The 12136-nt window shown below is 64.8% G+C and carries 8 protein-coding genes; 6 read left to right on the plus strand and 2 right to left on the minus strand.

The features are described 5' to 3' along the window. Positions 1-8 precede the first annotated feature (8 nt). A complete protein-coding gene (locus JQ573_RS08775; RefSeq protein ID WP_212310833.1) occupies positions 9-1412 on the plus strand; it encodes an amidase in 1404 nt (467 codons plus the stop codon). A gap of 27 nt (positions 1413-1439) precedes the next feature. Here JQ573_RS08775 and JQ573_RS08780 read toward each other — a convergent pair whose 3' ends face one another. After that, positions 1440-2642 (minus strand): serine hydrolase, encoded by a 1203-nt coding sequence (locus tag JQ573_RS08780; protein WP_212310832.1) that lies wholly within the window; start codon positions 2640-2642, stop codon positions 1440-1442. Positions 2643-2865: 223 nt separating this feature from the next. On the opposite strand from JQ573_RS08780, the gene JQ573_RS08785 reads away from it, so the two are divergent. Further along, positions 2866-3540: a LuxR C-terminal-related transcriptional regulator gene (locus tag JQ573_RS08785; RefSeq protein ID WP_212310831.1), complete on the plus strand. Its 675-nt coding sequence runs from the start codon at positions 2866-2868 to the stop codon at positions 3538-3540. 1077 nt (positions 3541-4617) lie between these two features. On the opposite strand, the gene JQ573_RS40745 is transcribed toward JQ573_RS08785, so the two are convergent. Beyond that, positions 4618-5544, minus strand: a complete 927-nt coding sequence (locus JQ573_RS40745; RefSeq protein WP_312011389.1) for a D-alanyl-D-alanine carboxypeptidase family protein — start codon at positions 5542-5544, stop codon at positions 4618-4620. 503 nt (positions 5545-6047) lie between these two features. On the opposite strand from JQ573_RS40745, the gene JQ573_RS08795 reads away from it, so the two are divergent. The 4 genes from JQ573_RS08795 (at position 6048) to JQ573_RS08810 (ending at position 12135) form a co-directional block, all read left to right on the plus strand. Further along, on the plus strand, positions 6048-7625 hold the full coding sequence (locus tag JQ573_RS08795; RefSeq protein WP_212310829.1) for a gamma-glutamyltransferase family protein: 1578 nt from the start codon (positions 6048-6050) through the stop codon (positions 7623-7625). A gap of 398 nt (positions 7626-8023) precedes the next feature. Continuing rightward, entirely contained in the window at positions 8024-9691 is a 1668-nt protein-coding gene (locus JQ573_RS08800) for an amidohydrolase (RefSeq protein WP_212310828.1), read from the plus strand. Next, positions 9691-10779: a GTP-binding protein gene (locus JQ573_RS08805; RefSeq protein WP_212310827.1), complete on the plus strand. Its 1089-nt coding sequence runs from the start codon at positions 9691-9693 to the stop codon at positions 10777-10779. Before JQ573_RS08800 ends, JQ573_RS08805 begins: the two co-directional genes overlap by 1 nt. A gap of 39 nt (positions 10780-10818) precedes the next feature. Then, positions 10819-12135 (plus strand): ABC transporter substrate-binding protein, encoded by a 1317-nt coding sequence (locus tag JQ573_RS08810; protein WP_249131268.1) that lies wholly within the window; start codon positions 10819-10821, stop codon positions 12133-12135. Position 12136 lies beyond the last annotated feature (1 nt).

Below are 12136 nucleotides of genomic sequence, written 5' to 3' on the forward strand. Positions count from 1 at the left end.
ACAACGACATGTCAGCGGATCCATTGCATTACAAGTCGATCACCGAGATCTCCGGGCTCATTCGCCGCGGCGAGGCGAAGCCCTCGGAGATCACGGAGGCGATCCTCGGCCGGATCGCGAAACTCGACGGGCAGTTTCATGGCTATGCGCTCGTCCTTGCGGAGCGGGCCATGGCGCAGGCGAAGCAGCGCGATGCGGAGATTGCGAAGGGCATCTGGCGCGGCCCGCTGCATGGCGTTCCGATCGGGCTGAAGGACCTCTGCTACACGACGTTTGCGCCGACCGCAGGCGGCACGACGATCCATGCGAAGTTCGTGCCGTCCTTCAATGCCACGATCGTGGATCGGCTCGAACTCGCCGGTGCGGTGACGCTCGGCAAGCTCAAGATGACGGAGGGCGCCTATACCAGCCACCATCCGGCCGAACAGGCCCCGCTCAATCCGTGGAATGTGAACTACTGGGTCGGCTCGTCGTCGAGCGGGTCGGGCGTCGCGACATCGGCAGGGCTCTGCTACGGCTCGATCGGCAGCGACACCGGCGGCTCGATCAGGTTTCCATCGGCGACCTGCGGCTTGACCGGCATCAAGCCGACCTGGGGCCGCGTCAGCCGGCACGGCGTCTTCCCGCTGGCGGACTCGCTCGACCACGTCGGACCGATGTGCCGCGGCGCTGCCGACGCCGCGGCAATGCTCGGCGTCATCGCCGGCGCGGATGCCAACGATCCGACCGCCTTGCGCGCGCCGGTGCCGAACTATCTGGCCGGCGCAGGCGATGGCATCCGGGGCGTGCGGATCGGCGTCGATCGCAGATACACCCAGGAGGGGATCGATCGGCAGGTCGTCGCCGCTCTGGTGCAGGCCGAGCGCACGCTCGCCGATCTCGGCGCCGATATCCGCGAGGTGCATTTCCCGCCCTATCAGAAGCTCGTCAGCCAGTGGATTACGATGTGTTCGGTGGAAACGGCGGAGGCGCATCTGGATACGTACCCGTCGCGGAAGTCGGAATATGGACCGGACCTCGCGCAGCTGATCGAGCAGGGCAGGGGGACGAGCGGCGTCGACATTGCGGCGATCCATCACGAGCGCCTGAAGTTCGCAGGCAGCCTCGCTGCGATGTTCGAGGATATCGATCTCTTGCTGATCCCGACGATGCCGGTGCCGATCCCGACGCTGACGAAGATGAGCGAATACGGCGCCGATCCCAACGTCCTCCTGAACATCCTGCGCTTCACGGCGGTGTTCGACTTCTCGGGCAGCCCAACCATCACGCTGCCGATGGGCATGGCGTCGGACCAGATGCCGCTCAGCATGCAGCTGGTCGGCCCGCATCTGTCCGAAGACGTGCTGGTCCGCGCCGGCGCTGCGTTCCAATCGGTGACGGACTGGCATACGCGGCGGCCGCCGATCGAATGATGCTGCGTCAATGGCGGTCGCGCTTTATCAGGCCTTGCCGGCAAGCCGGGCCGCGATCGCGCGATAGCCGCGCATCCACATGTGATCGAGATCGAGGTCCATCGGCAGCGGCTGCGAGGAGACGCGCGCGATCACGGTCTCGTTGGCCGGGTCGATGTAGATCCATTGGCCATGGATGCCGACCGCGGCGAACGGGGGTTCGTTGCGATCAATCGTGTACCACTTGTTGCGGTAGTTGCCGTTCGGAAACACCTTGGTCAGGTCGCCACGCGACCAGGCCTCGGCATTGCCGTTCTGCCTGATGTCGTCGACCCACCAGCCAGGGACCACCTGCCGTCCGTTGCTGATGCCGTGGTTGCGCATCATCTCGCCGAAGCGGGCGAGATCGCGCAGTGTCGCGCAGATGCCGCCGGCGACGCGCGCCGCGCCGCGCGAGTCGACGGCGATGTAGGCATCGTGCTCGGCGCCCATCGGCTGCCACAGATAGTGCGCGAGGATCTTCGCGTAGGATATGCCGCAGGCGCGCTCATAGACCCAGCCGAGCACGTCGGTGTTGGTCGAGACGTAGTGGAAGATTTGCCCGTGCGGCGTACCGTTCGGCCGCAGGGTGCGCAGATAATCGCGTAGGTTGGTCGGCGGCACGGTCGGGTCGGGTGGCTCCCAGCCGGTCGAGCGCCGGTAGTTCATGACGTCGCCGTCGCGCGCCATATAGTCCTCGTCGAAGCGGATGCCGACGCTCATGTCGAGCAGGTGCCGCACCGTGCAGCTGCCGCCATAGACCGATCCCTCCATCTCCGGGATGTAGCGCGTCACCGGCGCGTCGGGATCGAGCTTGCCGCGATCCGCCAGGATCCCGCCGAGCGTTCCGGCGACCGACTTGCTGACCGAGAAAATCAGATGCGGAGTGTCCGGCGTCAGGCCGTGGGCATACCATTCGAAAGCGACCTGTCCGCGGTGCGACACGACGATGCCGTCGGTGTGGCTTGCGCGCAGGGCCTGGCCGACGCCGACCGTCTCACCGCGCGGGTCAGCGAAGCTGACGTCGTCGAGATAGCGCGGCGCAAAGGACAGCGGCGCCGGCGTCGAGGCGCACGCGATGTTGGCGGTGGGCAACAGCTCGCGGACATTGCGGAATGCCCACTCGCTGAAGGGATGCTGGCGCCAGTTGGCGAGCGTGACTTGTTCGTCGGCCGCCGACGGGAAGGCGGACATGATGCGACGCGAATTCATTGTTGATCCAATTATGATACCGGGGACGTGCAGAAGTTCCGTATCGGTCGCGCCGCTTGCAATCAACCAGATGGTGGAGGGGGGCATCGGGTTACTCCGGCGTAACCGTTTCCGGGATGTGCGCTTGGCCCGCAATTTGCTTGACTACGCGCCGCGTCTGTCTCAGCGTGCCGGCGATGCGACGCGCAGACGTTCGCCATCGGGAAACATCGGGAGGTAGGTCATGATCGCGCTTCTGGGCCGACCGGATCCGGCAACCACGCAGGCCATCCAGTTCGCGCGCGGGATTCTCGAAGGGTCGGCGACCGCGTTCTACGAGGTCGACGGCAATCTGACCCTCAACCGCTTCGTGCTCAGCAGCAACGTTCCGCCGAGCTTCCACGACCAGTATCTTGCCGGCATGAACCGGCTCGATCCGTTGCATCCGCGCTCCGCGAGCAACCGGCCGATCGCCCGGCTGAGCATCGCGCTCGACCAATGCGCGTCCCAGGAGGCGGCGACCTACCGCGCGTTCGCCGGCCAATGCGGCGTCGCCGACATGATCGAGTTCTTCTTCCGCCGCAACGACCGGATCGTGGCCGGAATGAGCGTGCTCTGGGCGCCGGGCTGCACGATTCCCGACGGCAGCATGCATATCGCCGAGAAGATCCATGACTACCTCGAGTTCAACCTGACCAGCCGCCTGTCCCCGAATCCCGACGAGCCGGCACGCTACGGACTGACCTCGCGCGAGATGGAAGTGGTCGAACTGCTGTGCTGCGGCCGCACCAACCGCGAGATCGGCGAGTGCCTGAGCATCGGTCTTGCGACGGTGAAGACTCACCTGATCCATATCTTCGAGAAGCTCGGCGTCGAGACCCGCTCCGCCGTCGTCGCGCTGATGTCGCGGCCGCATTGAGGGCGTGAGCTGTCGATTGCGAGCACGGCTCTTGCCCCACCGTCGTCCCGGCGAAGGCCGGGGACCCATACTCCGCAGCAGATGTTGTTGACGGGACTCGTTGTTCCAGCATTGCGCAACAATTTGCATTTGTGGTTATGGGTCCCGGCCTTCGCCGGGACGACAGCGAAAATGTTGCGCGGCCTGTGAGTCATACAACCGCATTCTCGCGACATGAATCGCCCGAGCTTTGCTCTTCGTTCCGCCCTCTCTCTTGAAGAGGGCGCAGGGAAAGCCGGGTGCCGATCGCACCCATGGGCCCCGAGCAAAAGGTAGAAAGCTCGGGGGTAGGACCACAGGTGTAACCGGAGACTCCGGCTTTCCCTGCGCGATGGGTTACGGCTTACTTCGTGCTCTCCCCGGCGAGACTGGGCTTGTTTGTCACCGTCTTCACAAGACGCGTGAGCGTTTTGTGAAAAGACACCTGCCGCTAGGGCGTCAGGACCACACGACTTCACCGTCCGCTTCGCGCGCATTCGTCGACTGCGCGATCAGCGTCCACCGCATCTCACCGCAACACCCGTGACGATGCGCAGCGCCCCTCGATCGGGTGAGACGCGCAGACCATACACTGAGTTGCCGTTCCGATAAACCGAATTATTTTGATGGCGAGGGGTTGACACGTCTTTGCTGAGTTGCCCGTCGGGCTAATTTGTCGCATCCCGAATGGGGCGGGACCGTCGCTCCGTGGGCCGAAGCGGCGATCCCTGATCGCGCGATGTGCATGGTCGGGGTGTGGGGCTGACGTCGGCCAATCCGCACGACTGAGGACATAGTAAAATCGACAGTTGCGCGCGACAATTGCCATTCTGAACTAGCTCTGAGTAACAGATCTCGCGGTGAGCGGACTCAGCAGCGCAAAAGTAGTAGCGCGCCGCAGCAATTGCGGTTCCTGGTGGATGAAATTCAGGGGAGAGGCGTAACGTCGTTGCTGGAGGCTGGCCGCTACAGTCTCCGAAGCCGCCGTGAGCCCCAGCTCACCCCCTGGGCTGGGGCTCGCCGGAGCGCACATTCGAAGCGCAGCGACGCGCACGCCGATCACAGGCGCGAGCTGATTTTCGTTGTCGCAGGCTTCGTCGCTGCCTTTGACTTTGCTCGCGTTTTCACGCCATGCCTGGAAGATGCCGCAATTCGGGTGTGTCGCTTGCCGATCAGCCTGGCGTGGCTCGATGTTGAACGATGAGCTACGTATTCCGGACCGTCGATTGGTCCGAGATGCGCTGGGTCTCCATTCAAATATGGACGTCCGACTCCGAACTGCTTTTCGTGTTCGTCGATCCATTTCCATAATCGCTTGGTCTCGATTACGCGCTCGTCCTTGCTCCCGCCGTTCATGCTGATGATGTCTGCGGCGAGCCCGTGACCATAGCCTCCTCGCGAACTGCCACCGTGATAGGACTTGTCATTCGCGGCCTTCAGCCCGCTCGCGATTGATTGTCGATAGTCATCTCGGAATCCGCTTGTGATCCCAGGTGCCAGTCCGGCCTGTTCTGCTGCATGGAGCAAATAAAACAGCTTTCCCTTGAAGGCTCGATCCATCCCTCCGATCACATAATCCATCAGAGGCATGCCGGCTTTATCTGCTGCTCTGGGGTCCTTCCATCCGAAGTCATTTTCGACCCGCTTGGGGATGCTGCGAGTGACGGTGATCTGTTTTCCCTTCCGCTTGATCGTTACGTCCGTTTTCTCGTAGACGACGATCCAGTCGGTCTTCGGCGCTCGCGTGTAAAGTACTCCAAGGAACCGGTCGATGCATGCCTCGGCAACAAAGCACTCGTCCAGGACCAAGACTGTATCGACATTGTCAGGAGCGGCCTTGAGCGGGTCGACAACGTTGGCCGTCTGAGATGCTTGCTCGGATTGCTTCTCGGTTTCCGTCGTAGGCAGAGCCTCGGGGCTCGCTCGGTCCGCACCTGGCGGCGCGCTCCGAGCATCGGCTTGAGCCGACGGTTCGGATGCTGTCACCTGTGGGCCCGACTCTTCCGTGGGCGACGCCGCGTGCACATCGCGAACGACGACACCGCATGACAGTGTGATCAGAGGCGCGGCAATGCGTAACCAACCAGCTCCGCAACCGAACTGATTTCGCCTGGTGCCATGAACCTCTTTGCGAGATGACATCCGCATTGGAAATCAAACATGAGCCAAATTGATCATGACAGCGTGCCATCGCGCTCTGAGCTTGGCAACCAGTTAACCACCGCAGAATTAGCCGGCGAACACGCAACTACGCAGATAGGCCAAAGCACTCTTCACGCACAGGTTTTGACAGGTTTTGCTGCCTTGCCGTCGGATCAATTCGCCGCGTCCGGAAAGCGTCCGGCGAGACAAACCTCGCCTGTATTCACCGATCCACCGTTAGGTGGATTGCCGCTCGCCGCGCAGCCGGCCGAGACTCCGCCAGGGACCGGTGTCGTTTTCGACAATGTTGGCGAGCGGCTGCCGCTCACAGCATTTGAGGATCCGACATGCGTGATTTTATGGCCATCGGCCGCTCGGTGGCGGTTGCGGAGCGTGGCATGGCCGCAACCTCGCACCCGCAGGCGACGCTTGCCGCGGTCGAGATGTTGAAGGCCGGTGGCAACGCGGTCGATGCAGCCGTGGCCGCGGTGGCGGTGCAGGGCGTCGTCGAGCCGCAGATGACCGGGATCGGCGGCGACTGCTTTGCGCTGTATTCGCCCAAGGCCGGCGAGCCGATCGCGCTGAACGGCTCCGGCTGCACGCCCGCCGGCACCGATACTGAAAAATATGCCGGCAGCGGCGCGCGCGACATTCCGCCGACCGCGCCTGAGGCTGTGACCGTGCCCGGCGCCGTCGACGCGTGGTGCAGGCTGGTCGCCGATCACGGCAGCAGGTCGCTGGAGGAGATCTTCCGGCCGGCGATTGCGGCGGCCGAGCAGGGCTTTTGCGTGACACCGCGCGTTGCGGAAGACTGGCGCCGCTTCCGGGCGCGGATCGAGATCGACGCCAATGCCGCGGCGCAGTTCCTTCCCGGCGGCAAGGCGCCTGAGGTCGGCGACATCCGCACGCAGCCTGCGCTTGGCCGGACCCTGCGCCGGATCGCGCAGCACGGGCGCGAGGGGTTCTACGCAGGCGAGGCCGCCGACGAGATGGTCGGCATCTTGCGCGGGCTCGGCGGCGCCCACAGCACCGAGGATTTCGCAGCGCAGACCTCGGACTACGTGCAGCCGATCTCGGCACTCTACCATGACCACGACGTGATCGAGTGTCCGCCGAACGGGCAGGGCCTGGCGGCGCTGATGATCCTGCGGACACTTGCCGGCTTCGATGTCGGCGCGCTGGCGCAGGCCGATCGGATCCATCTGCTCGCCGAAGCGACCAAGGCCGCCTACCGCGCGCGCGACGCCTTCTTCTGCGATCCCGCCGCCGGCAAGGTCGATCCGACCGCATTCCTTGCCGACGATTATATCGGGAGGATCCGCAGCAAGATCGACATGAACCGCGCGTCCGCGCCCGCGGCCTGGGATGATATCGAGCATCGCGACACCGTCTATGTCACGGTGGTCGACCGCGACCTCAACGCCGTCTCGCTGATCAACTCGCTGTTCTATCCGTTCGGCAGCGGCATCTATGCGCCGAAGTCCGGCGTCCTGCTGCACAACCGCGGCTGGAGTTTTCGCGCCCGGCCCGGACATCTCAATTCGCTCGGGCCACGCAAGCGCCCGATGCACACCATCATTCCGGGCCTGCTGCGCAAGGACGGCAAGACCGTATTGTCGTTTGGCGTAATGGGCGGGCACTACCAGGCCGCCGGCCATGCCAATCTGCTGTCGAACGTCTTCGATCTGAAGATGGACATCCAGGCGGCCGCCGAGGCACCGCGCTCGTTTGCCTTCGACGGCGCGCTGTCGCTGGAGACGACGATATCGCCAGCGATCCGCGACGACCTTCGCGCCCGCGGCCACGATGCCCGCTTCTCCGAGGAGCCGATCGGCGGCTGCCAGGCGATCCGCATCGACCATGCGCGCGGCGTTCTGCTCGGCGCCTCCGACCATCGCAAGGACGGACTGGCGCTGGGCTACTGAAGTGCGATGGGACCGCGTCGAATGATGGCCGCAACGGGACTGCGCTCCCTCGCCCCGTTCTTACGGGGAGAGGGTTGGGGTGAGGGGCTGTCTCCGCGTATCCGGCAATAGCTGCGTTTGCGGAGGCCCCCGCATCTACGATGCGTTCCGACCTCTTCCCGCAAGCGGGGCGAGGTGAAGTAGGCCGCGCCGCGCGATTTGAAATGAAGTCACCTGCTCTGGGTGCTGCGCCGGCCCGCATTGCAGCACGCGCCGGAGCATCCACCGGACGGTGGATTGTTCCAAATGCCGACATGTCGAACGTTTGGCCGATCTTGCCGGCGCCCTGCGCGGCTTCGCCGCTGTGCACCGCGAAAGGCTGATCGCTCCGGACTTTCCCAATCGAGAAGTTGCTCCGTATGAACAGGACATTCGCCGACACGGTCTTCCGCAACGGCCGGATCTACACGTCGAACCGGGTGCAGCCTTGGGCGGCGTGCGCGGCGGTCAAGGCCGGCCGGTTCATCGCCGTGGGCGAGGAGCGCGACGTCGCGTCGCTCATCGGCGAGGGGACCAAGACCGTCGATCTCGGTGGACGGATGGCGATGCCGGGGATCGTCGACATCCACAATCACATCATGATGGGCGGGCAGGCCGATCTCTACGAGCTGCGCTTCTCCAACGCCGACAGCGTTCCACGGATCGCCGAGACCTTGCACAAGGCTGCCTCAGTGGCTGCGCCCGGAGCCTGGATCGTCGGCGGGCAGTTCGGCAACAATCTCCTGAACGAGATGAACACCGCGGAGTCCTGCGCACTGCTGGATGCGGCGTGCCTCGGACATCCGGTCGTGCTGCGCGACGACACCTATCACAATCGCTGGGCGAGCTCGGCGGCGCTGCGGCTGGCCGGCGTGCAGGCCGATACCCCCGATCCGACCGACGGCGAGATCGGTCGCGACCTCAAGAGCGGGACGCTGACCGGGATCATGATCGAGGCCGCCTCCGGCCTGGTTGAGCGGGCACTCGCGGCCTCCGGTCACTACACGGCCGAGATGGACCGCGCGGCGGTGGCGCGTTCGATCTCGGTGCTGAACGCCTACGGCGTCACCGCCTTCATCGACGCCGCCAGCATGCAGCCGATCATGGCGGCGCTGAAGGGGCTCGACGACCGCGGCGAGCTGACCGCCTGGGCGGTCTGCGCGATGCCGGTGGTCGAGCCGGGCTTCATGTTCGGCAAGGCCGGCGAGGAGCTGTTTGCGCTGCGCGAGCAGCATCGCGGCGCGCATGTGAAGCCGGACTATGTGAAGGTGTTCCTTGACGGCGTGCCGGGTGCCAAGACCGCGGCGTTCCACGAGCCATATGTGGCCGACCCCGTGCGCGGCTGCTGCTTCCGCGGATCGACCATGCTGACCGTGCCCGACCTGATCCGCTGGCTCGGGCGCTGCGAGAAGCTCGGCCTTGCCGCGAAGATCCATTGCGCGGGCGATGCCGCGGTGACGCAGGCACTCGACGCGATCGATGTCGTGCGCAGCTTCAACGGCCCAACCCACCTGGTCCATCAGATCGCGCATGCGAGCTACATCGCGCCCGACGACATCAAGCGCTTCGCCGAACTCGGGGTCGCGGCGGATCTGTCGCCGATCATCTGGTATCCGACCGTCTTCCTCGAGGCGCACAAGGCCGCGATGGGCGAGGAGCGCGCGCAACGCTTCTGGCCGAACAAGGACCTGAAAGAAGCCGGCGCACTGATGGCCGGCGGCTCGGACTGGCCGGTGATCCCGATCCCCGATCCCTGGCAGGGCATCGAAGGCATGGTGACCCGGCAGAATCCCACCGGGGATTTTCCCGGCAAGTCGTTGTGGGCCGAGCAGGCGCTCGATCTCGCCACCGTGATCGACATCTACACCATCGACGCTGCGCGCGCGGCCGGCCTCGGCCAGTCGATCGGCTCGATCGAAGTGGGTAAATCGGCCGATCTGATCGTGCTCGACCAGATGATCTTCGACATCCCGTCGGACCAGCTTGCCGACACGCGGGTCGAGATGACCTTCTTCGAAGGCCGCAAGGTTTACGAGCGGGGCGCGTGATGGGCACGGCGGATCAGATCCCGGTCACGGTGCTCACCGGCTTCCTCGGCAGCGGCAAGACCACGGTGCTGAACCATCTGCTGCGCCAGCCCGAGCTCAATGGCGTCGTCGCCATCATCAACGAGTTCGGCGAGGTGGCGCTGGATCATCTGCTGGTCGAGAGCAGCGAGGATCGTCTCGCGCTGCTCGACAATGGCTGCATCTGCTGCTCGGTGCGCGAGGATCTGATCGAGACGCTGGCCGATCTCGCCGCCCGCCGCGCCACTGGGGCGATCCCGCCGTTCCACCGCGTGCTGGTCGAGACCACGGGTCTCGCCGATCCCGTGCCGGTGCTGCACACGCTGATGACGGCGCCCGATGTCCTCAGTCGTTACCGGATCGACGGTGTGGTCGCGACCGTCGATGCCGTCAACGGCGCACATACCCTCGAGGCGCATGACGAGGCCGTCAGGCAGATCGCGGTCGCCGACCGGCTGCTGGTGACCAAGACCGACCTGGCTAGCGAAGATGTACTCGCGCGGCTCGATGCGCGGCTCGCTGCGATCAATCCGGTCGCGACGCGCTCACATGTGCGGAACGGGATGGTCGATCCGGCGAAGGTGCTCGATGCCGGACTGTTCGATCCAGCGGCCCGCTCCGCCGATGTGGTGCGCTGGTTCGATCTGGCGGCGCAGGCGGCGAATGCGCCGCACGACCATGCGGATCACGATTGCGACGGCGAGGCGTGTGGTCATCACAGCCACCATGCGCATGACACTGATGTATCATCCTACAGCCTGATCATCGACGAGCCGATCCAGCGCGACGCCTTTGCGCGCTGGCTCGATTATGTCGCAGCGCTCAAGGGCGAGGACCTGCTGCGCTTCAAGGCGATCGTGCATGTTGCCGAGCAGCCCGATGCGCCGGTCGTGGTGCATGGCGTGCAGCACGTGTTCCATCCGCCGATCACGTTGCATGGCTGGCCGTCGGCGGACCGGCGCTCGCGGCTGGTCTTCATCGTGCGCAGCATCCCGCGCCAGATCATCGAGAACACCCTGTGCAAGTTCGCAGCAGTGAGCCGTGCGGCGATCCAGCGATCGGCAGCCTAGGCAAGATTCACTTCAGACAATTGTTGAGGGGAGAGGGACATGACTGAGAATTCAAAGACGACATCATCCGCCGGCCTGCTCGACCGGCGCACGCTGCTGAAGGCGGCCGGTGCCACCGGCCTCGCATCGGCGATGAACGTGCCGCTGGTCAACGTCGCACGGGCCGCCGGCAACACCATCAAGATCGGCTGGGTCGGATGCCTGTCCGGCGTCCGCGCGCAGTTCGCCGAGCCCGATCCCTGGATCCACGAGCGCATCAAGGCGCGGCTGAAGGACGGCCTGAAGATCGGCGGCAAGACCTATCAGGTCGAGCTGGTGTTCAAGGACAATCAATCCGACCCGAACCGTTCGTCGGTGATCGCGAGCGAGCTGGTGCTGCGCGAGAAATGCGACCTGATCCTGATCGAGGACGGCGACGCACAGCCTCCGGTGCAGGAGCTCGCCGACGCCCGCGGCATTCCCACGATCTCGACCCAGGTGCCGTGGCAGGGCTGGATGTTCCCGCGCAAGTCGACGCCGGACAAGGGCTTCCCCTACAGCTACCATTTCTTCTGGGGCGCCGACGACGTCGCCAGGAACTTCCTCGGCATGTGGCAGTCGGTCGAGACCAACAAGAAGGTCGGCACACTTTATATCGACAACCCGCCGGGCCAGGCGTTCTCCGATCCGAAGCTCGGGCTGCCGGCCGGCATCTCGGGCGCCGGCTATCAGGAATTCTCGGCCGGCAAGTTCCAGATCGCGACCGACGACTTCACCAACCAGATCGCCGCGTTCAAGAACAACGGCGTCGACATCGTCTCCGGCTTCACCTTCAGCAATCACTGGGTGACGCTGTGGAACCAGGCGGCGCAGGCCGGCTTCAAGCCGCAGATTTGCACCGTGGCGGCGGCCTTCCTGTTCCCGGCCGCGGTGAATGCGCTCGGCGATCGCGGCGACGGCATGTCGACCGAGGTGTGGTGGACGCCGGCCTATCCGTTCAAGTCCTCGCTGACCGGACAGAGCGCCGCCGAACTCGCCGCGGAGTGGGAGAAGACCACCGGCAAGCAATGGACCCAGCCGATCGGCTATGCTCACGCGCTGTGGGAGGTCGGGCTCGCCGCGCTGCAGAACAGCGATCCCAAGGACAAGAACTCGCTGCGCGATGCGATCGCCGGCCTCGACATGGAGACGGTGGTCGGCCGCGTGAAGTTCAAGGACAGCCCGATCAAGAACGTCGCGGTGACCTCGCTGTCGGGCGGGCAATGGCGCAAGACCAAGGGCGGCAAGTCGAAATACGAACTCCTGATCGTGCACAACGGGACGGCGCCGTTCATCCCGAAGCAGGCCGATCTCCAGCTGCTCTCCAAGCTGGCTTGAG

The organism is Bradyrhizobium sp. AUGA SZCCT0105 (assembly GCF_018129565.1).
Taxonomy (GTDB): Bacteria; Pseudomonadota; Alphaproteobacteria; order Rhizobiales; family Xanthobacteraceae; genus Bradyrhizobium.